Source organism: Nonomuraea ferruginea (genome assembly GCF_039540635.1).
Lineage (GTDB): Bacteria > Actinomycetota > Actinomycetes > Streptosporangiales > Streptosporangiaceae > Nonomuraea > Nonomuraea ferruginea.
On record NZ_BAABFD010000001.1, the window covers coordinates 658,495 to 683,709 of the forward strand.

The 25,215-nt window shown below is 70.6% G+C and carries 26 protein-coding genes; 14 read left to right on the forward strand and 12 right to left on the reverse strand.

The genetic code is table 11. The features are described from left to right. Nucleotides 1-3: 3 nt before the first annotated feature. Nucleotides 4-450: a hypothetical protein gene (locus ABD999_RS02870; RefSeq protein ID WP_271278074.1), complete on the reverse strand. Its 447-nt coding sequence runs from the start codon at nt 448-450 to the stop codon at nt 4-6. 76 nt (nt 451-526) lie between these two features. Next, nucleotides 527-793: a hypothetical protein gene (locus tag ABD999_RS02875; RefSeq protein ID WP_271278075.1), complete on the reverse strand. Its 267-nt coding sequence runs from the start codon at nt 791-793 to the stop codon at nt 527-529. 225 nt (nt 794-1,018) lie between these two features. Between ABD999_RS02875 and ABD999_RS02880 the strand changes: the two genes are divergently transcribed. Genes ABD999_RS02880 through ABD999_RS02890 form a run of 3 tightly spaced genes read left to right on the forward strand, consistent with a single transcriptional unit; the run spans nt 1,019 to nt 3,964 of the window. Then, nucleotides 1,019-3,061, forward strand: coding sequence for a hypothetical protein (locus ABD999_RS02880; RefSeq protein ID WP_271278076.1), 2,043 nt, complete (start codon nt 1,019-1,021; stop codon nt 3,059-3,061). Next, nucleotides 3,058-3,657, forward strand: coding sequence for a hypothetical protein (locus tag ABD999_RS02885; protein WP_271278077.1), 600 nt, complete (start codon nt 3,058-3,060; stop codon nt 3,655-3,657). Before ABD999_RS02880 ends, ABD999_RS02885 begins: the two co-directional genes overlap by 4 nt. A 4-nt stretch (nt 3,658-3,661) precedes the next feature. Further along, on the forward strand, nt 3,662-3,964 hold the full coding sequence (locus ABD999_RS02890; protein ID WP_271278078.1) for a hypothetical protein: 303 nt from the start codon (nt 3,662-3,664) through the stop codon (nt 3,962-3,964). 69 nt (nt 3,965-4,033) lie between these two features. On the opposite strand, the gene ABD999_RS02895 is transcribed toward ABD999_RS02890, so the two are convergent. Further along, nucleotides 4,034-4,255, reverse strand: a complete 222-nt coding sequence (locus ABD999_RS02895) for a DUF397 domain-containing protein (RefSeq protein ID WP_271278079.1) — start codon at nt 4,253-4,255, stop codon at nt 4,034-4,036. Then, nucleotides 4,246-5,067, reverse strand: a complete 822-nt coding sequence (locus ABD999_RS02900) for a helix-turn-helix domain-containing protein (protein ID WP_271278080.1) — start codon at nt 5,065-5,067, stop codon at nt 4,246-4,248. The genes ABD999_RS02895 and ABD999_RS02900 overlap by 10 nt, the downstream gene beginning before the upstream one ends. 243 nt (nt 5,068-5,310) lie before the next feature. On the opposite strand from ABD999_RS02900, the gene ABD999_RS43840 reads away from it, so the two are divergent. The 3 genes from ABD999_RS43840 to ABD999_RS02910 all read left to right on the forward strand — a co-directional run bounded on the left by ABD999_RS43840 (nt 5,311) and on the right by ABD999_RS02910 (nt 7,373). Further along, the gene (locus tag ABD999_RS43840) at nt 5,311-5,853 is read left to right on the forward strand and encodes an ATP-binding protein (protein ID WP_378525152.1); all 543 of its coding nucleotides are present in this window, start codon (nt 5,311-5,313) and stop codon (nt 5,851-5,853) included. A gap of 1 nt (nt 5,854) precedes the next feature. Next, nucleotides 5,855-6,136: a hypothetical protein gene (locus ABD999_RS02905; RefSeq protein ID WP_271278081.1), complete on the forward strand. Its 282-nt coding sequence runs from the start codon at nt 5,855-5,857 to the stop codon at nt 6,134-6,136. A 136-nt stretch (nt 6,137-6,272) separates the two neighbouring features. Further along, nucleotides 6,273-7,373 carry a DUF6119 family protein gene (locus tag ABD999_RS02910; protein ID WP_271278082.1) on the forward strand — a complete coding sequence of 367 codons (1,101 nt, stop codon included), beginning with the start codon at nt 6,273-6,275 and terminating at the stop codon, nt 7,371-7,373. A gap of 155 nt (nt 7,374-7,528) precedes the next feature. Here the strand turns inward: ABD999_RS02910 and ABD999_RS02915 are convergent, their stop codons facing one another. Further along, on the reverse strand, nt 7,529-8,452 hold the full coding sequence (locus ABD999_RS02915; RefSeq protein ID WP_271278083.1) for an NADP-dependent oxidoreductase: 924 nt from the start codon (nt 8,450-8,452) through the stop codon (nt 7,529-7,531). A gap of 114 nt (nt 8,453-8,566) precedes the next feature. On the opposite strand from ABD999_RS02915, the gene ABD999_RS02920 reads away from it, so the two are divergent. Both ABD999_RS02920 and ABD999_RS02925 read left to right on the forward strand, forming a co-directional pair. Next, the gene (locus ABD999_RS02920) at nt 8,567-9,007 is read left to right on the forward strand and encodes a winged helix-turn-helix transcriptional regulator (RefSeq protein ID WP_271278084.1); all 441 of its coding nucleotides are present in this window, start codon (nt 8,567-8,569) and stop codon (nt 9,005-9,007) included. Between the two features lie 247 nt (nt 9,008-9,254). Further along, a complete protein-coding gene (locus ABD999_RS02925; protein WP_271278085.1) occupies nt 9,255-9,599 on the forward strand; it encodes a hypothetical protein in 345 nt (114 codons plus the stop codon). A 57-nt stretch (nt 9,600-9,656) separates the two neighbouring features. Here the strand turns inward: ABD999_RS02925 and ABD999_RS02930 are convergent, their stop codons facing one another. Next, nucleotides 9,657-10,001 (reverse strand): type II toxin-antitoxin system VapC family toxin, encoded by a 345-nt coding sequence (locus tag ABD999_RS02930; protein ID WP_271278086.1) that lies wholly within the window; start codon nt 9,999-10,001, stop codon nt 9,657-9,659. A gap of 12 nt (nt 10,002-10,013) precedes the next feature. Between ABD999_RS02930 and ABD999_RS02935 the strand changes: the two genes are divergently transcribed. Beyond that, complete coding sequence (locus ABD999_RS02935; protein WP_271278087.1) at nt 10,014-10,646, forward strand: TetR/AcrR family transcriptional regulator; 633 nt, start codon at nt 10,014-10,016, stop codon at nt 10,644-10,646. Between the two features lie 42 nt (nt 10,647-10,688). Continuing rightward, complete coding sequence (locus ABD999_RS02940) at nt 10,689-11,261, forward strand: DUF1707 SHOCT-like domain-containing protein (RefSeq protein WP_148030646.1); 573 nt, start codon at nt 10,689-10,691, stop codon at nt 11,259-11,261. On the opposite strand, the gene ABD999_RS02945 is transcribed toward ABD999_RS02940, so the two are convergent. The 3 genes from ABD999_RS02945 to ABD999_RS02955 all read right to left on the reverse strand — a co-directional run bounded on the left by ABD999_RS02945 (nt 11,239) and on the right by ABD999_RS02955 (nt 14,788). Continuing rightward, nucleotides 11,239-13,650, reverse strand: a complete 2,412-nt coding sequence (locus ABD999_RS02945) for a DUF4132 domain-containing protein (RefSeq protein ID WP_271278088.1) — start codon at nt 13,648-13,650, stop codon at nt 11,239-11,241. The two genes, ABD999_RS02940 and ABD999_RS02945, sit on opposite strands and share 23 nt — an antisense overlap. Nucleotide 13,651: 1 nt before the next feature. Then, a complete protein-coding gene (locus ABD999_RS02950; protein ID WP_271278089.1) occupies nt 13,652-14,044 on the reverse strand; it encodes a hypothetical protein in 393 nt (130 codons plus the stop codon). 84 nt (nt 14,045-14,128) lie between these two features. Next, nucleotides 14,129-14,788, reverse strand: coding sequence for a trimeric intracellular cation channel family protein (locus ABD999_RS02955; RefSeq protein ID WP_148034449.1), 660 nt, complete (start codon nt 14,786-14,788; stop codon nt 14,129-14,131). A gap of 135 nt (nt 14,789-14,923) precedes the next feature. Here ABD999_RS02955 and ABD999_RS02960 point away from each other — a divergent pair, with 135 nt between their 5' ends. Both ABD999_RS02960 and ABD999_RS02965 read left to right on the forward strand, forming a co-directional pair. Continuing rightward, a complete protein-coding gene (locus tag ABD999_RS02960) occupies nt 14,924-16,186 on the forward strand; it encodes an amidohydrolase (RefSeq protein WP_271278090.1) in 1,263 nt (420 codons plus the stop codon). Between the two features lie 30 nt (nt 16,187-16,216). Continuing rightward, the gene (locus ABD999_RS02965; protein WP_148030650.1) at nt 16,217-16,966 is read left to right on the forward strand and encodes a crotonase/enoyl-CoA hydratase family protein; all 750 of its coding nucleotides are present in this window, start codon (nt 16,217-16,219) and stop codon (nt 16,964-16,966) included. Between the two features lie 10 nt (nt 16,967-16,976). Here ABD999_RS02965 and ABD999_RS02970 read toward each other — a convergent pair whose 3' ends face one another. After that, complete coding sequence (locus tag ABD999_RS02970; protein WP_271278091.1) at nt 16,977-18,254, reverse strand: FAD-binding oxidoreductase; 1,278 nt, start codon at nt 18,252-18,254, stop codon at nt 16,977-16,979. A gap of 55 nt (nt 18,255-18,309) precedes the next feature. Here ABD999_RS02970 and ABD999_RS02975 point away from each other — a divergent pair, with 55 nt between their 5' ends. Next, entirely contained in the window at nt 18,310-21,798 is a 3,489-nt protein-coding gene (locus tag ABD999_RS02975) for an ATP-binding protein (RefSeq protein ID WP_345482545.1), read from the forward strand. A 131-nt stretch (nt 21,799-21,929) separates the two neighbouring features. Next, nucleotides 21,930-23,111: a non-homologous end-joining DNA ligase gene (ligD, locus tag ABD999_RS02980; RefSeq protein WP_271278173.1), complete on the forward strand. Its 1,182-nt coding sequence runs from the start codon at nt 21,930-21,932 to the stop codon at nt 23,109-23,111. Here the strand turns inward: ligD and ABD999_RS02985 are convergent. Together ABD999_RS02985 and ABD999_RS02990 are read right to left on the reverse strand one after the other, a co-directional pair. Next, entirely contained in the window at nt 23,108-24,523 is a 1,416-nt protein-coding gene (locus ABD999_RS02985) for an NAD(P)/FAD-dependent oxidoreductase (RefSeq protein WP_148030654.1), read from the reverse strand. The two genes, ligD and ABD999_RS02985, sit on opposite strands and share 4 nt — an antisense overlap. Before the next feature lie 77 nt (nt 24,524-24,600). Further along, nucleotides 24,601-25,176: a helix-turn-helix domain-containing protein gene (locus ABD999_RS02990; RefSeq protein ID WP_148030655.1), complete on the reverse strand. Its 576-nt coding sequence runs from the start codon at nt 25,174-25,176 to the stop codon at nt 24,601-24,603. Nucleotides 25,177-25,215 lie beyond the last annotated feature (39 nt).

Consider the following 25,215-nt stretch of genomic DNA (forward strand, 5'->3'; position numbering starts at 1 on the left):
GTCCTATTCAGGCTGTTCCGCAGCCTCGGACGGATCCGCCCTCATGACGCCGGGATCCTTGATGTCGCGGGCCTGTATGACGAATCCGGTGACAGCGCCACCCTTGATCTCGTTCTCGGTCGTTCCTCCTCCAGACGCGGTACGGTCGCCATCCTCGTCCGGTGAGGCGCCGATGTCTCGGGCTTGGACGATGCCGCCGTGCACGTCGCCGCTCACAGTGTTCCGCACGGATCCAGGTGTCTTCTTCGACGGTGCGGGTGCCGGGCGGCGCATGAGCACCACGCTGTAGACGGTCACGCCGAGGGCGGCGATTCCCACGAGCGTGCCGATGATCTGCGCCCATTCGCCGGCCCGAGCGGTGCCGATCGCGAGGAAGAAGACGCTCAAGACGCCCAGCGCGACGCCTGTCGATGCGAAGATCAGCCAGGTGGAACGATGTCGTTCACTCATATGGGCAAGTCTGACGCTGAGGGAGCGAGATCAGCAGAGGTCGATGTTGATGTACTTGTGGGACTGTCGATGACAATCACGATTCGCGGATCCACCGCGTCTCGGCGATGACGTCGTCGTGGCTCGCGCCGCCGCTGAGCGACCGGAGGGCCTCCAGCCGTTCCCTGATCGTGTCCGGGGCTGGACTGGCGGAGACGAACTCCCCGTGCTCCTCCTGGTACGGCCGCGGATCGTCGTCGAGGAGTTGGTGCCGCAACTGGCGTGCCACCGCCTCGGCGACGAAGCCGGAGACGTTGTCGGTGAGCTTTTTGAGCTCGGCCACCTGGTCACTCGGCAAGGTCACAGTGAGACGTGTGGTACTCGCCATACGGCAAGCATGCCGGGGTATCAGCCTCACTGCGTTGGAACTGCTGAAGAAACCGCGAACCTTGGAGACCGCCGGCCACGTACATCCTGGCGCCTGCGCGTCTCGAAGCCGGGAATGACCATGCTTTTCCGCTATGCACCGCTGATGAGGAGCCCCACCCGGGGATAATCCGGATGTTCTCGACCGTGCCGGAGACCCTTGATGACGACCCCGTCGCCGAATCCCCAGCCGTCGCCTGAGCGGCCGCCGGACAAGCCCCCGGCCCGCGCCGAGAAAGGCCCGGCGGAACCTTCCCGGACCCCTCCCGCGGTCGCGCAGCCGCCCGATTGGGAGTATTCGGGGATCGACCCGAAGCTCATGCACGCGTTCGAGCGCGACCTCGGCCAGGCGGAGACCACGCTCGGCAGGCACGAACCACGGATCCGCCGCACCCTGGAAGACCTCGACCTGGACACCTCCCGGCTGAACGCGCTGCGGGAACTGGGCAACTGGATCGGCGCCAAGCGGCCGGAGCTGCGCCGCCGCAACGAGACGATCCAGGCGGCGAAACCGGAGTGGGGCGCGGGGATGGCGCCGTTCGACGAGCGCCTGTACAGCGCCGCCTCCAGCCAGCCCGACGTGTACGCGGCGGCCCTCAAGCTGCGTGAGGTCGACCGTAACGGCGAGGTGGACGAGAAGACCGTCGCCGAGCTGGAGAAACGGGCGGGCGACGCGGGATTCGCCACCTCGCTGATGTACGCGCTCGGGACGGAGAAGTTCCGTCACCTCACGGCGGCGCTGGTGTACCAGAAGGACGAGCGGAAGCAACGATTACAGGCGGCGCTGGGCAAGACGCTCGGCGCGGCCAGCCCGCGGCTGAGCACGTCATGGCGGAAGGAACTGCTCGACCATCTGCGGGTGCCGGTGGATCAGCACGCGCTCGCGGCGGTGCTCCCGTACGGGAAGTTCAACCGGGACTTCCTGGTGGCCGCCGCCAAAACGCTTGAGGGCCTGGACCGGAAGACCTGGAACGAGAGGCCTGCGACCGGCATTCCGCACGATCCGATGATCGGGGTCATGAAGGCGCTCGCCAACCACCCCAAGGCGGCCCAGGACGTCTTCGTCGGCGACCCCGGCATCATGAAGCGCTACGTCACCGAACGGCGGATGCATGACGACGGGGCGGCGTTCGGAGCGGCACTGGAAGCGGCGACGATGACCTACCGCGACCGCGACGGCTCCCCCCGGGAACCGTCGCCGGGGTTCATCTCGGCAAAGATCGCCTCGGAATTCATCCGCTGGGAGGCCGAGCGCGTTCTGGATAACCCCGACGAGCCTTCCTTCGCCACCACTGGCGCCGCGGCACGCATCATCAGCGCCTACATCAGTGATGTCAATCGGGTCGCAGAGACGCCGAAGTCCCAGGCCACATCCAGTGTTTACGGCGGCCTTCGTGATCATCTGACTTCAGCTGATCAAGTTTGGGGTGCACAGTTCGACAGAAGTGGCCTTCTCAAAGTGATGCAGAACCTTTTCACGCATGATCCGGAGACGGTGGCGATAATCACGGCGGCCCAGATCGCATGGTCGAGGAGCATGCTCGACTACGGTGCTGCGCAAGCGGCCGCCGGTAAAACCACGTCAGCGTTCCTGGCTAATATCCGGGAGACTGGAGCAGGCCTCGGACTGATAGTCGACGCAAGCGGGCTCGCTAAAATCGAGCGAGGTGCCAAACTGGATGAGATTCAGGAGCGTAAAGTAAAGCTGTTCATGGCGGCGGTCAACACGGCGCTGGCCATCCCCCAGACTGCTGCATGGGCGATCACGTCAACCGCCTTGGGCTCCTGGACTGGCTTGATCGAGAGTGCGGTGGCCAAGACCGATATGAATAAGGATCGGGCCGCACACGAGGCCAACGTCGGTGACAGCGAGGCCCTGTATCTGCACGATCAGCTGATTGCCGACGCCATGCTCAGGCATGGGTTGTTCGGCAAGAGCGATCCTCCTGCTCCCACGCATCCGTGGGGGTCTCTGCAAGAGCTAGGTAAAGGAGAAGATCCCCGTAAGTCGCCGAACAATTTCCTGAAGGATGACGGAAACTCTCTCATGACGCAGCAGGAGATGGCCCCATATGCGGGAGATGTTCTGCCTCGGCTAGATGCATACAAGAGATGGCTCTACGATGGTCTCGCCGGCGGCGCATGGAACGAAGCCCGCGACGAGTCGCGTTCAGGATTCCGGGAAGGCAGGCCAGAATATCCATGACAAGGAAGCGTTTCCGCATCATCGGTGTCCTGTTGTCCGGCGTGATGATCCTACTCACTTCCTGTCAGCAGCAAGAAAGCCCGCCGCCGGTCGACAAGGCGCCGCTTCCGGCGGTGGCCGCTTCGCCATATGTGTGCGACTTCGTACCACTCGATGCGGTGCGGCTGATGACAGGTATACGTGACCCGATAGTCTCGGGCGGCTTCGACATGACTGTGGGGGAAAAGCTTGACGGGGTCAAGTACGGGACGGGCTCGTGCCGTGTCTATCAGCCGACCGGGGACAAGCTGAAAGTGCTGCAGATAAGTCTTTCTCCAGCGGGAGGAGAACAGGCGGTCGAGTGGGAGATCAGCCAAGGGTCCCAGCGGCTCCCGGAGATCGTTCCTGGTGCGGTCGGCTATTACGGGCAGAACGGCAGCGCTGACAACACCCAGGCGGCGGCGATACTGGTGCACGGGTTCGACCGGGTCATCGTGGACCTGATCCAGGGCGTCAAGGGGCGGGACAACGCCGCCGACGTGGTGGCCATGATGAAGCTGGTGGCGCCGAAGCTGATCCTCGACGCGACCCTCGCTCCCGAGAAGACCGAGGACTGAGCCGATGGCCGAGATGGTGCGCAATCCGCTGTACGAGGCGCTCCAGCAGGCCGTCAGCACCATCGGCCCGATGATCGAGCAGATCAACGCGGACGTCGACCGTCCCTGCCGGATGTTCCACTCGGGCAAGGTCTGGACCGGGCCGACCGCCAAGCAGTTCGACGCCCAGCTCGCCCAGTTCAGCTCCCGAGCCCGTACTTCGGGGCAGGCGATCGTGGACGAGCTGCGTCAGGTCCTCAGCCGTACGCCCAGTGAGGTGACCGAGGAGGAGGCCGCCTCGATCAGGCGGAAGTACCGGCTCACCTGAGTCTCAGTCAGCTCGTGAACGTGGGTGCCGGCCCCCAGCGGATCGCCGGAGGCCGCTTGACCGCTGACGCTAGAAGTCGAAGATGCCGTTCTTCGCGCCTGCTATGAACTTGTCCCAGACGGGCCGACGGAGCACCCAGGGCTCGGCATCCGGTTGCTCGGTGTCACGCAAGGCGACTCGGCCATCGGACAGGTGCTTGGCTTCCAGACAGTCGCCGCCTTGACCGCTCGACGCGGTGATCCATCCGGCCGGGTTCGAGATTTCTTCCGCTACTTCCTTGCTCAACTCCACGCTGCCACTCTCTCCTTGATGCGCTGTACTGACAGGTACGCGGGGAGTGCCGCACTGCGGATGAGTTCGAGTCGATCCACGAGGCGCTTGATGTCGCCGGGGGAGTCCACGACGCGGCCGTGGACGGCTGACTCGACGTAGGCGGCGATCGGCACTCCATTTTCCTGGGCCAAGAGAGCCGAACCCACCAGGACCGCCGTACACCGGGCTGCGTACGGGAGGAGCTGGACGGTGAACCACTTGTTCTCGGCCAGGTTGATCAGGTGTTCCAGCTGATGGCGGGTCACAGAGTCGTCTCCAACCGGACGATACAGGATGCCTTCGTCCATGACAGCTAGGAATTGAGGGGGTGTCGGGCGGTCGAAGATGGCTTGTCGCTCGATTCGTGCATTGACAAGTTCTTCGACCTGTTGTGGGGATTTGTGGGGTTCGCCCTCGAAGATCGCGCGGGCGTACTCTTCCGTCTGCACCAGCCCGGGAACGATAAGCGGTGCCCACGTGATGAGCTGATCCGCCTTCCGTTCGATCGGTGGCCATTGCCGAAACCAGTCGGGCATCCTGTGGCCGCTGATGGCGGGCCAGTGGGTGAGGAGAGCACCGTCCAGGCCCAGCGCTTTTTCGCAGAGCTCGATCAACTCGCGGGTCGGGTTCTCGTCGCCGCGTTCCACGTTGCCGATGCGGCTTTTGCTGTAACCGATGCGCTCGGCGAGCTGCGCTTGCGTCAATTTAGCGGAATAACGATATTTGCGGAGTTCCGCACCGAAACGCGCTGTTGGACCGGCGGTTGGATCGAGCTCTTTGGGTGCTGGCATCGTCTCTCCCCGCTACCAGGCCTGTTCCAGCTCGCCTGGCTTCGTGACAGAAAAAGTCTGGGATCGCTCTGGGAGCGTTTCCGCAGACAATCTAGCGCGCTGCAGGCAGTGTGTGGAGTGCCATAAGACAACTCGTTCGGCCAACTCTTGGGTGACAGGCATTAGCGAGATCGTCGCTGGCATGCTATCTACGCGAATGGGGCATAGAATATGACAGCGGTCAGGATGAAAGTTATCGGTGAGATGCGGTTCCCAGGCCGGTCAGAAATTCTAAGTGATGTCCGCATTTATGTAGCTCGATGGCTTGTAGTCGCACTACCCGAAGCGGCGGACGACGGAGAGATGCTAGACAACGTGCGCCTCCTCGCGACCGAGCTTGCCGGTAACGCGATAAAACACACGATCTCCGGTAGATGGAGCAAAGGCTCATTTCGGGTTCGCATGCGGCTCGGCGCCGGGTGGGTCCGTGTCGAGGTGACAGACCAGGGGTGGTGGTCCGGGCCGCGTCTCCGCGATGACCCGGAGGGCTCTGGTGGGCGAGGGCTGCACATCCTGGGGGCCGTGGCGAAGAAATGGGGAGTGAAGAGGCGCTGGCTTGGCCGGGCCGTGTGGTTCGAGCTTCCCGTCCCGCTCCCGGTAGTCGCGCACACGGCCACCCTGGACTCGCCGTACCGGACATGTACGGGACCAGCCCCTCCTGATGCGGGCCACATCCACGATCCTGCTGCGGCGCGTGTCGACATCGTCCCTCAGAACCACGTCGAGATCACCGAAAGGAGTGCGTGACGTGCAGATAATCCACGATTTTCACGGCCCGCACGTCGAGCCGCCGATAGTCGACCACGTCAAGCTCACCTGGTACGAACCGACCCCTCGGACGCCACGCATCCGGGTGATCTTGCATACCTGTGAATGTCGCGAAACGACGTACGAACTGTGCGCCGCCGGCGGCCAAGCCTTCGTCCGCCGTACAGACCGCAAGGAGCAGACCGTCCGCGAAACCTCGTGGACGCTGACCGCGACCACCGTACGGCTCTTCGCGCAGATCCTGCGCGGAGAAGCGAGCTGATCACAGTTGGAGATGCGGAGAACAAGTCGTCAGCCGCACGAGAGATATTCGAGCATCTCCGCTATCTCCTGTGTCTCCTCGTGGTCTGGTCCGTGGAGGACCTGGAGGTCGTCGAACAATGGTCTCAGCACCTCGCATGCTGCAGTGTCATTGCCCTCGCTGGCCAGGAGCATTCCGATGCTGCGCCGGACCTCGACGGCGGTTTGAGAAATGTCGCTCTCCTTCGTACGGACCAGATCCAGTACGTCGTGGTACTGCTGGAGTGCGCTGGTGGCGTGGCCGAGTTCGGCGCGCGCTGCTGGATGAAGGGCTCCGAGGCGAGGGCGACCTCATGCTGCACATGGTGGTCCCGTCCACCCTGGTCAACCGGCGTCACGAGGCTCGCTCGTACCGGATCAAGGTCGGTAGCGTCCCCCTCGTCCGGGAGGAGCTTGATCTCGACGATCTCCGCCGACGGTGCAAGGTGCAGTACTGCGTCAGTCCCTCTGCTGCGCTTCGTGGCGGGACCGTCGAGATGTACGCCGATCGCGAAGGCAAGGAGTCGATCGGCAAGGCCCGTGCCATCCAGTGGATCGAGGCTGCAGTGGCGATCGGATCGCACGTTTACCAGCTCAGCGACGGGGAGTGGTACGAGTGCGGTGCCACCTACGTGGAGTCGATGAAGCGTCGTATGCAGGAACTCATCGTGCCCGAGCCGGAGGTGGACATGCTGCCCTGGAAGGTCGGAGAGTCCGAGGAGGACTACAACATCCGCATGCAGGACACGCTCGGTCGAGGCCGGTACCTGTGCCTCGACCGCAAGTTCAATCGGACCCGGCAACAGAGCAGGGGCAAGGGTTACGAGGCGTGCGACGGGCTGACCGACCGGCACACGCTGGTGCACGTCAAGGCGGCGGAGAGCTCGGAGCCTCTCAGCCACCAGTTCGCCCAGGCGTTGATCTCGACCCGGACCTTGTACAACGAGCCGGACGCCCGCGCGAAGTTCAGCGCGAAGGTGGCCGAGCTGAGCGGCGGCCAGCTCACCGTGCCGGAGAACTTCGTGCCGGGCAAGATCGTGCTGGCCATCCTCCTCAAGGGCAAGGAACTGACGCCCGACTCGCTTTACCCGTTCGCCCAGGTCGCCCTTGTCGCGCTCGCCGATACGCTCCGGCGTGACCACGGGGTGATCGTCGAGGTCGTCGGGATACCCAGCGACTCCTCGGATAGTGCGGGCGGGACTATCCGAGCAGAAGGGTGATGTGGCGGCCGTACGGCGTGGTCGCCTGCTCGATGGCGCCTCGTTCCTTCCATAGCGAGGCTCGGGGCGCCGGTCGAAGATCATCAGTACGTCGATTGTTCCCATGCCCGCCGGTGGTGATTTTCCCGACCGGTGATGAGTGCGGTCACATATTGTCAGCCCGCCGCTGTGCCCGGCGTGAGAACGTACCTTCCGCGTACGCCGCCCTTGGCGACCGCGCGGTGGGCGGAGGCGACCTCGTCGAGAGGCACGACGGCGTGCACCCGAACCGGAAGGCGGCCATCGGCGGTGGCCTCCAGGAGCTGCGCGAGCCGGGCGCCGTCCGGCCGCGCCACCACCACGCGGACGGTGATGCCCCGCACCTCCGCCGGCGCCGCCCCCGGCTGCACGCCGACGAACAGGCCGCCGTCGCGGACCAGGGGCATGCCCTGCTCCTGCATCGCGGCGCCGTCGGCCACCGCGTCCCAGCCTGGCGTGGCCCGCGTGGTGAAGCCGGCGCCGAGGCCGCGCACGAACTCCTCGTCCTGCGTACGGGCCAGTCCGGTGACCCGCCACCCGCGATCCTGGGCCAGCGAGAGCACGTAACCGCCGACAGCGCCCGCCGCGCCGGTCACCAGCAGGCTCCGGCCGTCACCGTCGCCGAGCAGGTCGACGAGCTGGGCCGCGGCCAGGCTGTTGAGCGGGACGGCGGCCGCCGCGACCAGGTCGAGGCCGGCGGGCACGGGCGCGATGTCGTCGGCCGACACGATCAACTGCTCGGCGTACGTGCCGAAGTCGCGGTCGAACCCGTCGATCAGTCCCGCGACCCGGGTGCCGACCGCCCAGCCGACGCCCGGTCCGGCGGCGGCGACCGTACCGGAGAAGTCCCAGCCCAGACCGGTGTGGTGGGGCTGGTCGACCAGGCCTCGCCCGTGGAACACCCCGGCGGCGACCGCCAGGTCGACGGGGTTGACCGCGGCCCCGGCGATCTCGACCCGGACCTGACCCGGTCCGGGCTCGACGAGGGGCACGTCGATGATCTCGATGGAGTCGGGGCCGCCCGGAGTGCGGACGACGGCGGTGCGGAAGGTGGTGGACATGTCGCCTCCTATGGAGAAACGGGAGCTTTTGCACCACCATGGAGGGGTTACTCTCTGACGGGAAGTACGCACTCCGGAGTGCGTATCTCACCCGGCGGTAGGAAGGAGCGGCCGATGCCGACGACGACGGCGGCCCAGCAGCGGGCGCAGGCGAAGATGGAGTACGACGCGTTCCTGGCCGGCTGCCCCAGCCGCCGGCTCCTGGACCGGATCTCCGACAAGTGGGTGTCCCTGATCCTGGCCGCGCTCGGGAGCGACGGCCCGCGCCCCGGCGGGGACTGCGCCGGTGAGCCGAGACCGATGCGCTACTCCGAGCTGTCCCGCCGCCTGGCCGGAGTCAGCCAGAAGATGCTCACCCAGACCCTGCGCAGCCTCGAACGCGACGGCCTGATCACCCGCACGGTGACGCCGACCGTGCCCGTCACGGTCACCTACGAGCTGACCGACCTCGGCCTCTCGCTCCGCGACCTCATGCACGGCATCAAGGCGTGGGCGGAGACGCACATGGACGAGGTCCTCGCCAACCGGGAGCAGTACGACACCCGTACCGCGTGACCAGGGGTTGCAGATTGGCACGAGCGCGACGCCCTCGGAGCGGCTCTCCGGCGCCCGCGCGGCCGGGTCACGCCGCCGCGACCCGGGCGGAGAGTCCCCGGCGGTCGAGGACGACGGTTCCGGCGCGTCAGATCGCGGCGCCCGCCGAACCGTTCAGGAGCCGCGCAGGTGAAGGCAGTGGAAATGACCGGCTGAAGTCCGGCTGTCGTCCTGGAGACTCCTCTTCCGGTGACTCAGGCTTGGGCGCATGGGATTTCCGAAGGTGACATTCATCGCCGGGGCGGCCCTGGCCGCTCTTACCCTGGCGGGCACGGGCACAGCCCATGCGGCGGACGGGCAGCTGACCTTGATCAGCGAGACCGGCAGCCGCACGATCGTCTACGAGAGCTGTCAGCCTCCGAGACAGCTCCAGCCGCAGCTCTCTCAGCTCCAGTCGTTCCGCAACCAGCCGCCTCCCGGCTGCCAGGCCGTCCTCGTCAACCAGTCCGGCGCCGGCCTGGTGCTGTGCGTGGGGCGCGGGTTCGTACCGCCGGAGTTCAGCCGCCCGTCACTCGTCCGCATGCAGCCCGGCACCGCGCCGGCCTGTCTCTGAGGCGGAAAGGCCGCGGGCCGTCACCCTGCTTGAGAGTGACGCGCCGACGACGACAGATCAGCAGAAGTCGACGTTGACGTACTTGCGGGCCACCTTGTGGATCTTCTCGTCGGTGGTGACCAGAGTGCAGTCCAGTGCTTCGGCCAGGGCCACGTAAGCGGCGTCGTAGCCGCTGAAGTCGGCCCTCAGGTCCCAGGAGCGATCGGCGGTGAGGTCGTCGGCGTGACGGGTGAAGGGCAGGCCCGCCTTGACCATCCGGGCACCTTCGGCGCGGGCCTCACTGATCTTCCCGCCGAGGAGCAGGCCGCGCAGGGCGTTACGGAACTCGTAGTCGAGCAGGTGAGGAATGTGGAGCCGGTTCTCGGCGACGCGGGTCCCGGTCTTGATCGTCCGGCGGACCATAAACTGCTGGTCATGGCACCCAGACGCAGGCGCAGTCCCGCTGAATCGCGCGCCGAGCTGCTGGCGGCGGCGGCCGGACTGATCAGGGAGCGAGGGCCGGACAACGTCAGCCTGCGGCAGATCGCGGAGGCCGCCGGGGTCGCGCACGGGCTCGCCTCCCACTATTTCGGCACCTATGCCACCCTGGTCCGGGAGGTGCTGCGGGCCGAGAACGATCGCATCGAGGCGCGGGTGCGCGAGCGCATCCAGGCCGAGGACGGCGTGCCCACCGCCGCGGGGATCATGGGGGTGCTGTTCGACACCCTGGCGGACGAGAGCTACCTGCGGCTGTTCGTCTGGGCCGAGATGCACGCGGAGTACCGCGGCGCCGCGCGGCCGGAGCTGGTGGAGCTGGTCGACACGATGGAGGCCGGCATCCGCGCGGCGCTCGCGGGAGGGCCGGTGCCGAGCCGGGCGCGCATCGAGGCGGTCGTGCTGGTCGGGCTGTCGGCCGCGTACGGGTTCGCCATCGGCGGCCGGTCGTGGCTGGCGGGCCTGGGTCACGATCCCGACGACCCGGCGTACGAAGCGGAGTTCCGCGTTCAGCTCGCCCGGATGATGGGGGCGCACATGGTGGAGGAGGCTTGTTCTCCAGTTGGAGAATAAGATGGTGTGGTCACGCTGACCGCACAGACAGGACTCCGAAGCATGGTCGAGCACCCCCCGAGCCGGCAGGTACGCCCCTCCGACGAGGAGCGTGACCAGGCCGCCCAGCGGCTCCAGTCGGCCGCCGCCACCGGCAGGATCCAGCTGGGCGAGCTGGACCAGCGGCTGAGCGAGATCTACGAGGCGAGGACCCAGGACGAGCTCGCGTACGCGGGCCGCGGCCTCCCCGAGCCCGCCCGCGCGGAGACGCTGGTGGTACGGGACGAGCCGAGTTCCCGGTTCGCGCTGAGCGTGTTCGGCTGGTTCAGCCGCAGGGGCCGCTGGGTCGCGCCGCCCGCGTTCACCTCGCTGGCGGTGTTCGGCGGCGGGGAGATCGACCTGCGCGACGCCCGCTTCGCGAGCCGGGAGATCCGGGTGCGCGCCTTCGCCCTGTGGGGCTACACCGAGGTGATCGTGCCCGACGACGTGGAGGTCGAGGTCAAGGGCTTCGGCCTGTTCGGCGCGTTCGACAGGAGCGCCGTGCGCCGTGAGCGGGGGGCGCCGCGGATCGTCGTCAGCGGCCTCGCCCTGTTCGGCGGCGTCGGCACGAAGGTCAAGAAGGCCTCCGGTTCGTGAGCTGCCGGGTGATCGACGGGTCGGCGATGGCTGTGTCGGCGGCCAGGAGGAACGCCTTGGACAGCACGACCGACAGCATGCCGCCGTCCTCCTCGAAGGGCAGGAAGACCTGGTCGCCGACGCCGCCGGGGACGATGCACAGGTAGGCGTCGTCGGGCTCCATGAGGATGTTTCCCGAGCCGAGGTGGATCTTGTAGGTGCGCAGGTCGCCGCGGACCCGGAGGAAACGTTCGGTGAGCTCGCAGCGGCTCGCGATGGAGAGGCGGGGCAGCAGCCGGGTCAGGGCGTCGCGGCGGATCCGGGCGGTCTCCGACAGCGCGCCGAAGCTGTAGGACTGCCAGTAGTCGCCGTCGCCCTGGAGGTCGAGGCCGGTGGAGGTGACGCCGACGGCCAGGTCCGCGTCGCGCAGCGTCTCGGAGAGCACCAGGGGAGGGACCCGCTCCAGGGGGATGGTCCGGCCGTCCGCGCCGGTGAAGCGGAGGTTTCCGCTGACGCAGATGGAGACCGTGCCGACGCCGTCGCGGTCGAAGGAGTGCTCGTCGAGGTGGAAGTCCCAGTGCGCGGCCAGCCCGCCGGGCAGTTCGCGGGTGGCTTCGGCCTGGTCGGAGCCGTACTCCCAGCCCCAGTGGCCCAGCGACATGCCGGTCCAGCCGCGCTCGGTCAGCAGCGCCTTGGCCGTGCCGTACCGCAGGAGGTGACCGGCGAAGCGGCGTGAGTGGTCGTGACTCGCCTCCTCGGCCGGGGTGAGCAGGTAGACCTCGCGGAAGGCTTGTTTGAACGGCTGGCGCAGGCCGGCGTCCATGAGATGGTCGCGCCAGGCTCGGACCTCCTCCACGCCGTGCGTGATGGGATGCCACAGATGGACCGGGGTGTCAGGGCCGGGCTGGACGCGGCGCCCGTCCGGGCCGGTCAGCTCCCAGCCGTCCTCGCGCCGCACCGGAATCCCGGCGGGGCCCTGGAGGATCTCCCAGATGAGCGTACGGGCGAGCGTGCCGGTGACCGGATGGTCCAGATAGAACGCACACACGTCGCGCCAGCGCCAGACGCGCTCGGTTGCCAGGGCCCGCTCGATCCGGAACCGTTCGGCCGGCAGGGTCTTCCTCAGCTCCTTGGCGGCGGCCCTGAACTCGGCCAGAAGCTCCCGATCGACGCTCCTGGGGATGGTCTTGCGGATCTTGCCGGATGGATCGGTGAAGGTCACGGTGCCGTCGGCGGCCAGTCGCAGGCCCTGCTCGGTGCGGACGCCGTCGGGCCCCAGCCCGAAGCCGGGCACGGTGCGCTCCAGGAGCTGCTCCGGGGAGAGCCCCGCTTGCGCGGCCACCGCGCCGATCGTCCTGGCCACTCCGGCGAGAATGGTCTTCTTGCGCACCTTGGCCTGGACGCGGGCGAGCTGGGCGACCACCTCCAGGCCGCCGCGCCGGCCCAGCACGCCGACCGCGGCGTTGGCCAGCTTCTCGCTGCGGGCGTTGGCGCCCGTGCCGCCGATGCCGGTGCCCGTGGTCACGGCGACGTCACCCAGCAGCGAGGTCACCCACGGCTGGTCGACGAGCTCACACGTCCAGACCATGCCGCGCAGCGGCACTGCGGTGCGCTCGCGCAGGAAGACGGTCTCGGTCCATTCGCCGCCGCCGCGGTACTGGTGGCGGTGGGTGACCTCCCGGTGCGCGACGACCATCCGGAGCACGTCCCGGACGACCTCGTCCGCCTCCGGGGTCAGCAGCGCGGCGGCCCGCTTCAGCCACCGGGCGCTCGGCTTCGACGCGGTCGCCGTGTTCCAGTGGCGCAGCAGCGGCAGCACCTCGGGCGCGGCCAGCCGGGCGGCGTGCGCTTCGATCATGCGCCGGGCGAAGGCGTCGTCCTCCCACATGATGTTGCGGACGGTCGCGGCGGGGTCACCGGTCTCGGGCTCGGTGAGCAACGTCCCGATCGGCTCGCGCAGCACCTCCCAGGCGGGTTTCCAGTATTGGGCCAGCCATCTGGGCCGGTGGTTCAGCACGTCACGCCGTTCGTGGTACGGCAGCCGGGCGGTGGCGTCCAGCGGCAGCCTGTAGAGCTCGTGGAAGTTGGTGTGCGCCCAGGTCATGAGCCTGTCGGCCACGCCCCACAACTGCTTGACGGTCTCCATGGGCAGGTCCGGCATCCGGTCGATCACGTCGCGGATCACCGCCAAGCGGCGCTCGTCGTGCTCGTGGCCGCCGTCCCAGCCGAGGCTGAGCCGCATCTGCGCCCAGACGGCGAACGGGACGCGTTCGTCCTCCCCGCAGACCAGCTCCTCTCTCGCCGCGAAGGCGGCGTCGAGGCGGTCGAACAAGTCGCGGTGGTCGTTGGCGAAGTACACGGAGGTGTAGTCGTTGTTGAGCGGCGAGTCCTTGAGGATCTGATAGTCCACGTCAGCCTCCGACCAGCGGGACGAGCTTGACGAACGACACCACCGGGTCGGTCGTGAGCGCGATCTCCTCGTCCAGGTCCTCGATCTGCCGGTCGCCCACCAGCAGCAGGAACCCGTTGCGGGCGAACGCGGCCTCGGCCGCGTCGGCCTGCCTCTCCCAGTCGAGCCTGCGTGCGGTGCGCATCCGGTAGCCGTTCAGCTCCGTCTCGGCGTCGGTGGGCTTGACCAGGCCTCGGAAGTGGTGGCTGGGGGCGGCGTTGTGCCGGGCCACCTCCTCGCGTACGCGGAGCCGTACCAGCTCTCTGGCGGAGATCCGCTCCGGCAGCCCGGGCAGGGAGAACTCCTCCAGAGCCCGGCCTGTCGCGGTCTCATCGCGAAAGGTCACCGTCGTCATGAACGCACCCGTTCCGTGGGGGGTTGGATGATCACGTTCTTCATAGCAGCGGCGGGTGACAAATCACGGTGGGGTCGGAGAGGCTCACGGGTCGCCGTCGCGCCGTCGCCTGCGGCGCAGCACCGCCGACGGACGCACCTCCAGCCCGCGCGGCACGGTCCAGCCGCGCCACTCGGCGACGATCCGCAGCAGAACGCCGAGCGTGATGGCGGCGACGGTGCCCGCGACCGGGAATCCGGTGGCGATGCCCAGCACCTCCACGGCGGCGACGAGGACGGCCACGGAGGCGTACCAGCGGGTGTCCTGCAGCACCGCGGGGACGCGCTGCAGGAGCAGGTCCCGGATCGCGCCGCCGCCGACCGCGGTGATCGTGCCGAGCAGGATCGCCGGGAGCCAGCCCAGGCCGACCCCCATGGTCTTCTGCGCCCCGACGGACGCCCACACGCTGAGCGCCGCCGCGTCCAGGAACTTGAACGCCGGGCTCCAGTCGGGCGGTGAGATGTCGAGCAGGAAGGCGACCCCGGTGCCGGCGAGCGCGGTGGGTATGTAGGCAGGGTCGGTGAGTGCGGCCGGAGGGCCGTGCTGCAGCAGCACGTCGCGGATCAGCCCGCCGCCGAGCCCGGAGGCGATCCCGATCACGAGGAAGCCGAACAGGTCCAGCCGGTCGCGCCGCGCCACCGTCCCGCCGAGCAGGGCGTTGAGGAACACCCCGACCAGGTCGAGGACCGTGGTGGCCGTGTCCATCCGCACCCTCCCGAGGGTAATGATCACCGTGTCCGGGGTCGCGGGTGTTGGTAAGGATGTTGCCGCAGGTTGGCGTATACGAACCGTCCCGTCGGGGATGACCAGGTATGTCCGTACTCATGAGAGGGGCACGGCATGCCGGGCGGCACAGAGATCCTCGCCGGCCTGGACCGGATCAGGCCCGGCCTGGAATCGCTCTACAAGGACCTGCACGCCCACCCCGAACTCGGCCACGCCGAGCACCGCACGTCCGCCGAAGCCGCCAGGCGGCTGACCGGCTGCGGCTACGACGTGCGCGCCGGGATCGGCGGCACCGGAGTGGCCGGCGTGCTGGAGAACGGCGACGGGCCGGTGGTGCTGGTCCGCGCGGACATGGACGCGCTCCCGATCCGGGAGCGGACCGGCCTGCCCTATGCCAGCACCGTCACCGCCCCGGGCGACGGCGGCGAGCCGCGGCCGGTGATGCACGCCTGCGGGCATGACGTCCACGTCACCTGCCTGCTCGGCGCCGCCCGGCTCATGGCCGAAGCCCGCGACGCCTGGAACGGCACCCTGGTGGCGCTCTTCCAGTGCGCTGAGGAGCCCGGCGACGGCGCCGACGCCATGCTCTCCGACGGCCTGGCCGACCGCGTCCCCCGGCCCGGCGTGTGCCTGGCCCAGCACGTCCTGCCGTTCCCGTCGGGTCGGGTGGGCACCCGCCCAGGCCCGGTGCTCTCGTCGGCCGACAACTACCGGATCACCGTGCACGGGCGCGGCGCGCACGGCTCGCGGCCCGAGTCGGGGATCGACCCGGTGGTGATCGCGTCCATGATCGTGGTGCGGCTGCAGACCATCGTCTCCCGTGAGATCGGCATGCTCACCCCCGCCGTGGTGACCGTGGGCAGCCTGCACACCGGTACCAATCCCAACAACATCCCCGAGTCGGCCCGGATGGAGATCAACGTCCGCACCTACGACGAAGACACCCGGGCGAAGGTGCGCGCGGCCGTCGAGCGCATCGCCAGGGCCGAGTGCGCCGCGGCCGGCGCCCCCGAACCACCGGACATCGAGCGCTTCGGGAGCTTCCCGCCGACCGTCAACGACGAGGCGGCCACCCGCCGGGTCGCCGACGCGTTCGCCCGGCACTTCGGCGACCGGGCCGGCACACTCGACCCGCAGACCGCCAGCGAGGACTTCAGCAGGATCCCCGACGCCTTCGGCGTCCCGTACACCTACTGGGGAATCGGCGGCACCGACCCCGGCCGGTACGCCCGCGCGGCGGAGCAGGGCACCCTGGACAGCGACATCCCGGTCAACCACAACGCCCGCTTCGCCCCGGTGCTCCAGCCCACTCTCGACACCGGGGTGCGGGCGATCGTGGCCGCCGCCGCCTCATGGCTCGTGACATCGGCGTCGTAGGCTCGGCACGGGTTCCCCCGAGGAGGCAGCATGACCGTACGCGTGGAACGCCGGGGCCAGGTCACCACAGTGGTGATCAGCAGGCCCGAGGCGCGCAACGCGGTCGACCGCGAGACCGCCGGCGCGCTGGCCGCCGCCTTCCGCGAGTTCGACGCGTCCGACGCCGACGTGGCCGTGCTGTGGGGCGAGGGCGGCACGTTCTGCGCCGGAGCCGACCTCAAGAAGCTGGACAACCACGTCGGCGAGGAGGGCGACGGGCCGATGGGGCCGACCAGGCTGCGGCTGTCCAAGCCGGTCGTCGCCGCCGTCTCGGGCCACGCGGTCGCGGGCGGGCTGGAGCTGGCGCTCTGGTGCGACCTGCGGGTGGCGGAGGAGAGCGCGGTGTTCGGGGTGTTCTGCAGGCGGTGGGGGGTGCCGCTCATCGACGGCGGCACGGTCAGGCTGCCGCGCCTCATCGGCCGGAGCAGGGCGATGGACCTGATCCTCACCGGCCGCCCGGTCGGCGCGCGCGAGGCGTACGAGATGGGCCTGGCCAACCGGGTGGTGGCCGACGGGACGGCCCGCCGGGAGGCGGAGGCGCTGGCCCTGGAGATCGCCCGATTCCCGCAGGCGTGCCTGCGGGGGGATCGGATGTCCGTCCTGGAGCAGGAAGGGCTGGGGGAGCGGGAGGCCATGCGCAACGAGCTCCGGCACGGCCTGGTCTCCCTGCCGGACGCCGCCTCCGGTGCCGCGCGTTTCGCCGGGGGCGCGGGCCGGCACGGGGACTTCGGAGCGATCTGACCCCGGGCTCCTACGCGGTGCCCAGGACCGGGTAGTTGGCCCTGAGGACGCCGTGCGGGTCGCGGGCCCGCTTGAGGTCACGCAGCCGGGCGAGGGTCCCGGCGTCGAAGGCGGACGCGGCCTGCTCCCCGCTGTGCAGCATCGTGTACGGCTTGCGCCCGCTCGTGTGCGGCACCAGGGCCTTCGACAGCACGTCCATCCGCTCGGCGGTGCCGGGCATGGCCGGGCCCACCATGTACAGCAGGTACGGCTCGGTCAGCTCGCCGGCCGCGCCGCCCGAGGGGCGGGTCAGGGCGCCGCCCAGGTGCCGCACCTGGACGTTGAAGAGCGGATCGATCGGGTCCGCGAGCAGCGCGGCCGCCACCGCGTCGTCCAGCCCGGTCAGCAGCTCCACCCGCCCGGCCGACGGGGTCGGGTCGGTCGGCTCGGCGCAGATCGAGCCGAGGTCGGCGACGGGCAGCACCGCCCTGGTGTCGCCGATTGCGCCGCCGATCGCGTCGAACGGGCGCAGCAGCTCACCGGGGTCCTCGCCCAGGTACGTGCAGTCCACCGCGACGAGCCCCGGGGCGCCGGGGAACTTCAGCAGGTCGAACCAGACCGTCAGCTCCTCGGGCGCGCCGGCCGTGACCTCGCGGAAGGCCGCCAGCACCTCGGGCGCCCGCTCGGCCGGCCACATCATCCGCCCGCCGTACAGGACGGGCGCCGGGCTCAGCGCGAACTCCAGCCCGGTCACCACCGCGAAGTCGCCGCCGCCCCCGCGCAGCGCCCAGAACAGCTCCGGGTCCGACTCGGCGGTCACCCGCACCCGCGCCCCGGTGGCGTCCACCACGTCGGCGGCCAGCACGCTCGCGGACGCGAACCCGTACTTCCTGCTGAACCAGCCCAGCCCGCCGCCCAGCGTGTACCCGGTCACGCTCACCACCGGGGAGCTGCCCGCGACGCCGGTCAGCCCGAGCGGCCCGGCCGCCGACAGCACCTGGCCCCACTTCGCGCCCGCGCCGACCCGCGCGACGCCGTCCGCGATCTCGACGGTGTCCATCAGGTGGGTGCGCAGCAGGATCACGCCCTCGGCCGTCACCGCGCCGTGCCCGCTCGCCTGGGTGGTCACGGTGAGCCCGTGCAGCGCGGCGTGGCCGACCGTCGCCGCGACGTCGTCGGCGCCCGCCGCTTCCACGACCGCCGCGACCGGCTGGTCCACCGACAGGTTCCACGGCGTACGAGCCTCGTCGAACCCCGCGTCACACGGGAGCCACAGCCTGCCCTTGATCATGTTCTTCAGCTCGTTCATGGGGACAAGCATGCGTTTTCCTGTTTGCGGCTGACTTGGGGTTGACTTGGGGTTCGTGGACGTGCGACTGCTCGGCCCCCTGGAGGTGGCCGACGCCTCGGGGGCGCGGCTGGACCCCGGCACCCGCAAGCAGCGGGCCGTGCTCGCCATGCTCGCGCTCAGCCCCGGCCGCCCGGTCTCGCTGGACCGGCTCGTCGAGGAGCTGTGGGCGGGCGAGGCTCCGGCCAAGGCGACGGCCACCCTCCAGGCGTACGTCTCCCATCTGCGGCGGGTGCTGGAGCCCGGCCGCCGGCCGCGCACCCCGCCGCGCCTGCTGCTCACCCGCGAACCCGGCTACCTGCTGGACATCACCCCTGCCCATACCGACGCGGGCCGGTTCGCCGCGTGGGCGGCCGACGGACGCCGGCTGCTGGCGGCGGGGCGGCCCGCCGAGGCGGCGGGCGTGCTGGACCGCGCGCTCGGGCTGTGGCGCGGGGAGCCGCTGGCGGAGTTCCCCGGGCTGGGGTTCGCCGGGGCGGAGGCGGCGCGGCTGTCGGAGCTGCGCTCGGGCGTGGTCGAGGACCGGCTCGCCGCCCGGCTGGAGCTCGGCGAGGCGAGCGTGCCCGAGCTGGAGGAGCTGGTCTCGGCCGGCCCGTACCGGGAGCGGGCCTGGTCGCTGCTGGTGCTGGCCCTCTACCGGGCGGGGCGGCAGGCCGAGGCGCTGTCCGCCCTGCGCCGGGTGCGCGCGCTGCTGTCGGACGAGCTCGGCATCGAGCCGGGACCGGCGCTCAGGCGCCTGGAACAGGCTGTCCTCACCCAGTCGCCCGAGCTGGAGACCCCTTCGGCGACCGAGGCGGGGCCGCAGCCGGGTGCGGCGGCCGGGGTGGCGCGGCATCGGGAGGGCGGACGCGAAAGGCTGGTCGGGCGGGAGAGAGAGGTGCGGGCGCTGGAGGAGCGGCTCGCCGAGGCCAGGGGAGGGCGTGGCGGGCTGGTCATCGTGAGCGGCGAGGCGGGCATCGGGAAGACGAGCCTGGCCCGCGCCGCCGCCGACGTCGCCGGGTCCCGAGGGTTCCGGGTCGTCTGGGGACGGTGCCCCGACGAGGGCGGCGCGCCCGCGTTCTGGCCCTGGCGCCAGGCGGGGGTGCTGCCCGCGCGGCCGCACGCCGAGCTGTTCGACCTGTACGACGACGTCCTGGCATACCTGCGCGAGGAACCGACCCTGCTGGTGCTGGAGGATCTCCACTGGGCCGACGCCTCGTCGCTGAAGCTCCTGGAGTACGTCTCCGCCGAGCTGCCGCGTACCGCCACGCTGGCGATCGTCACACTCCGGCCGGACGAGCAGCGGGAGCGGCTCGGCGAGACGCTGGGCGCGCTGTCGAGAGAGGGGCTGCGGCTGCCTCTCGTTCCCTTCGGCGCCGACGAGGTACGCGCCTACCTGCGGCAGCGGGACGTGCGCGCCGACCCGGTGGCGCTGCTCGACCGGTCCGGCGGGAACCCGTTCTACCTGGAGGAGCTGCTCCGGCTGCCGGAGAGCGAGCGCGACCGGGTGCCGCCCGGCGCCCGCGACGTCATCGGCCGCCGCCTGGCCAGGCTGCCCGGCCCCACCCAGGACCTGCTCAAAGCCGCCGCCGTGGCGGGCCGCGAGGCGGACGTGGACCTGCTGTCCGCCCTCGCCGGCCGTCCGGTCGAGGACGTCATGACCACCCTGGAGCCCGCCCTCGCCACCGGCCTGATCACCGAGTCGGCCACCGGCTACCGCTTCTCCCACGCCCTGGTCCGCGAGGCCCTCGACACCGGCCTCACCCGCCTCGACCGCGCCCGCCTCCACCTCCGCGCCGCCGAACACCTCGAACGCGCGTCGGCTATCGGCCCCGCCGACCGCCTGGAAGGCGTGTCGGCTCCCGGCCCCGCCGACCACCTGGAAGGCGCGTCAGCTCCCGGCCCCGCCGACCACCTGGAAGGAGCGTCGGCTACCGAGCCCGCCGACCACCTGGAAGGAGCGTCGGCTACCGGCCTCTTCGACCACCTGGAACGCCGCCCCGACGGCGCCGTTGGACGGCGCCTTGAGCGGGCGTCGGGCGCCGATGCCGGGGGCCGGTCGGCGGAGCGTGCGTGGGGTGGGGATCTCGGTGGGCGGAACGCGGGTCCTGATCCCGCGGTGCTCGCGGCGCACTTCGCCGCCGCCGCTCCGCTGGCTCCCGCCGGGAAGGCTGTCGCGTACGCCACCGAGGCCGCGCGCCAGGCAGCCGGGCGGCACGGTTACCAGGAGGCCGTCGCGCTGTGGGAGCTGGCGCTGGCCCACCTGCCGCCCGGCGACTCGGCCGCCCGCTGCCGCACGCTCACCGGCCTGGGCCAGGCCAGGCGTGCGGTCGGCGACGCCGAGGGCGCGTTCCGCGACCTGGCCGAGGCCATCGCGCAGGCGCAGCGGATCGGCGACCGGGCGGCGCTGGTGCCGGCGGTGACGGCGTTCGGCGCACCCGCCGTGTGGAACTGGCGGCCGTACGGGTTCGTCGACGACGACCTGGCCGACGTGCTGGAGAACCTGCTCGCCGGCCCGCTCGGCGACCACGACAGGGCGGCCCTGCTCGGCACGCTCGGCGTCGAGCTGCACTACGGGCCGCGCCGCGCGGAAGGGGAGCGCCGGGCCGCCGAGGCGGTCGAGCTGGCCCGCGCCACCGGCGACCCCGCCCTGCTGGCCAGGACGCTGAACAACTACCTCCTGGCCGCGTTCGTACCGGGACGCAACCAGGAGCGGCTGCGCGCCATCGACGAGCTGCTCGCCAGCGGGTGCCTGCGCCGCGAGGAGAGGCTGGTCGCCCGCGCCATCCGCATGTCGTGCCTGCTGCGCGCCGGCGACCTCGCCGAGTGGGAGCACGAGCTGTCCCGCTGCGAGCAGCTCCTGCGCGAGCTGCGCAGGCCCGAGCTGGAGGCGATGGTCCGGGTGGCGCAGACGGGCGGGCTCATGCTGCGCGCCCGCTGGGCGGAGGCCGAGTCGCTGCTGGAACGCTTCCCCGCGCCCCGCTACGGCGCCAGCCTGTGGGGCCTGGACGCGCGCCGCCTGATCGCCCGCTACCTGTGCGGGCGCGCGCGGGGCGAGGCCGCCGGGCTGGTGGACGAACTGGTCGCCGCCGCCGAGCCCGCGCTGATGGCGCCGGTACGCCCCGTCGCGATCCTGGCCGCCCTGGAGAACGGCCGCGAGGTCCTGGCCCGCGAGCTGCTCGCCCGATGGGGCGGCACCCTGCGGGAAGACTGGTCCGCCGACTTCCTGTGGCCGGTGTGGGGCCTGGTCGCCGCCAGGCTCGGCACCCCCTCGCCCGGCGACCTCTACGCCCGGCTGCTGCCCATCGCCGACCAGCTCGTGGTGATGGGCTCGGGCAGCGCCGTCTTCGGCTCGGTCCGCGACGCGCTGGCCCAGCTCGCGCTCCGGCTCGGCCGTACGGAGGAGGCGGCGGAGCACGCGCGGGCCGCGATCGCCGCGCACCAGCGGCTGGGCCTGCCGTACTGGGAACAGCACAGCCACGACCAGTGGCAGTCCGCCACCGAACGAGCGAACCTCCGGTCATAAAACCTGCCCCAGCCGGAACGGCACGCACCCCGTCCAGCCCGCGCCGATCGGGCCGGGACAGCGTCTCCCTGTCCGGAAGCGCGTCGTGCCGGTGCCGTGGGGATGTCGGGGGGTGCGCGTATCGTGACCACATGTCTGACATCGAGGTCGCCGGCCGCGAAGTCCGCATCACCAGCCCCGACAAGGTGATCTTTCCCCGCACCGGCCACACCAAGCTCGACCTGGTGCGTTACTACCAGGCCGTGGGCGAGGCGGCGCTGCGCGGCGTCCACGGGCGGCCGATGGTGCTCAAGCGGTTCGTGCGCGGCGTGGAGGAGGAGCCGTTCTTCCAGAAGCGCGCCCCCGCCAAGCGGCCCGGCTGGATCGAGGTGGCCGAGCTGAGATACCGGTCAGGGCTCAGCGCGGAGGAGGTCGTCTGCACCGATCTGGCCCAGCTCGCCTGGGTGGTCAACCTCGGGTGCGTCGACCTCAACCCGCACCCCGTGCGCGCCGACGACCTGGCCCACCCCGACGAGTTGCGCATCGACCTCGACCCGGTGCCCGGCGTCGAGTGGGACGACGTGCTGCGCACCGCCCAGGTGGCCCGCGAGGTGCTCGCCGACCACGGCCTGACCGCCTGGCCCAAGACGTCCGGCTCGCGCGGGTTCCACGTCTACGCCCGCATCGACCGGCGCTGGCCGTTCGCCCAGGTGCGCAAGGCGGCCGAGACCGTGGCCCGCGAGGTCGAGCGGCGCGCCCCCGACCTGGCCACCAGCCGGTGGTGGAAGGAGGAGCGCCACGGCGTGTTCGTCGACTTCAACCAGAACGCCTACGACCGCACCGTCGCCTCCGCCTACTCGGTGCGCGCCGTCCCCGACGCCCGCGTCTCCACCCCGCTCACCTGGGACGAGGTGCCGGGCTGCCGGCCGGAGGCGTTCACCGTCGACACCGTTCCCGCCCGGCTGGCCGAGTCGGGCGACCCGTGGGAGGACATGGACCTGCACCCCGGCTCCCTCGACGGCCTGCTCGCGCTGGCCGAGGAGCTGGGCCCGCCGGCCAAGCCGCCCAAGGGCACCGGCCGCAGGCGGCAGACCAGACCCGTCATCGAGATCGCCAAGGCCCAGCACAAGGACGAGGCGCTGGCCGGCCTCGAACGCTGGAAGGCCCGCCACCCCGGCGTCGCCGCCCGGCTGGAGCCCGCCGACGTGCTGGTCGACGGCATGCGCGGGCGCAGCAGTGTGTGGTACCGGATTCGCGTCAACCTCCAGCACGTCCCCGAGGCGGAGCGCCCGCCGCAGGAGCCGCTGGAGGTCGACTACGACCCCTGGAGTTAGCGGCCGGAGATCAGGTCGGCGATGCGGGCGTAGGGCGAGGTGGTGGTGCCGTGGTCGTTCTCGCTCCGGTCGGCGGCCCTGTAGAGGGCGTAGATCAGCTGCACGCCGATCCAGCGCAGCGGCTCCGGCTCCCACTGCCGCACCTGGCGGCCCACCCACGGCAGCGACGTCAGCTCGGTGTCGCGCCGCAGCACCAGGTCGCGCAGCGTGCGCCCGGCCAGGTTGGTGGTGGTCACGCCGCTGCCGACGTAGCCGCCCGCCCAGCCGAGCCCCGTCTCGTGGTCCAGGTGCACCGTCGAGCACCAGTCGCGCGGCACCCCGAGCACGCCGCACCACGCGTGCTGCACCCGCGCGTCGGCGGTGGCGGGGAACAACTTGACGAGCATCCGCCAGAGCGACGCGACCGTCTGCGCCTGCGTGGCCCCCCAGACGTCGGTACGCGACCCGTACCGGTAGGGCACGCCCCGCCCGCCGATGGCGATCCGGTCGTCGGCCGTGCGCTGCGCGTAGATGTAGCCGTGCGCCTGGTCGCCGAGCAGTTCGTTGCCCGACCAGCCGATGTGCTTCCACATCTCGGCGGGCAGCGGCTCGGTGACGATCATCGAGCTGTTCATCGGCAGCCACTGCCGGTGCTGGCCCGTCAGGCTGGCGGTGAAGCCCTCCGTCGCGCGGATCACGTACTCGGCCGTGACCGTGCCGCGCGTGGTGACGGCCGACGCCCGGCCCGCCTCGCGCGGGCGGATCTCGGTCACCGTGGTGCTCTCGAAGATGTCCACGCCCAGCGCCTCGGCGGCGCGGGCCAGCCCGATCGCCAGCTTGGCCGGCTGGATGCGGGCGCAGTGCGGCGAGTAGGCGCCCTCGATGGCGCCGGCCACGTGCAGCCGCTCGCCCATCTCGTCGCGGTCCATCAGGCGCATGTCGTCCTCGCCGTACCCCCACGTGCGCAGGTCGGCGACCTCGGCGCGGAGGCGGCGGCGCTGCGCCGGGTTCGTGGCGGCGTGCACCAGCCCGCCCTTGTGGACGTCGGCGTCGATGCCCTCCTCGCGGGCCACGTCGATGACCTCGTCCACCGCGCGGAACATGGCGTGCTGCAGGTCGATCATGGCCTGGCGGCCCCGCGCCCTGGCGTGCCGCTTGCGCGACCCGGCGAACTCCGCCGACAGCCAGCCCCCGTTGCGGCCGGACGCGCCGAATCCGGCGAACTCCTTCTCCAGCACGGCGATCCGCAGGTCAGGCTGGGCCTTCTTCAGGTAGTAGGCCGTCCACAGGCCGGTGTAACCGCCGCCCACGATCGCCACGTCGTACACGCGCGGGCCGGGCAGCGGCGCCCGGCGCGCCGGCAGTCCGGCCTGCCGGTACCAGAACGAGACCCCGCCGTTGGCGAAGTCCCCCGTCAGCGGGATCCCATTCACGTCTGAAACCGCCTTCCATGTCAGGCTAGTGGGGAAGAGAGGAACGGAGCCGGGCGCCCCGTCGGTGATCCGGGTGCTCAGGCCGGGGTGGGCGGGCTGATCACCCAGATGACCTCGGCCGGCTGGTCGCCCTCGTTGGCCACGCGGTGCGGCACCGAGGTCCGGTACTCCACGCTGTCACCCGGCCCGAGCACGTGCGGGGAGGCAGAGCCCGACGGGCCGAGCCACACGGTGATCCGGCCGTGGAGCACGAGGAGGATCTCCTGCGACTCGCCGTGGGAGTACGGCTCGTCCCCGGTGGAGGCACCGGGGTCGAACTCGCCCGCGTACACCTCCACGTTCTGGAGGGGGCGCTGGGAGATCAGGTACTTGCGGGTGCCGGGGGCGGTGCGTAACTCGGGACGCGACGGGCGGCGCACCACGCGGTGCCCGATCTCGTCCTCCTCGCTGAACAGGTCGGCCACGGTCAGGCCGAGCGCCGTGGCGATCCGCCTGAGCATGCCGATGCTGGCGCTGGTCCGGCCGCGCTCAAGCTGGCTGATGAAGCTCGGGCTCGCTTTCGCCTCGACGGCCAGTCCGCGCACGGTCATGCGGCGCATGTTCCGGTACGTCCGGATGCGCGCACCCAGGCGGGCGGTCTCTGGCTCCGTCATCGAACCCTCGGTCGGCGGCACTGAACAAGGTGTTCAGTG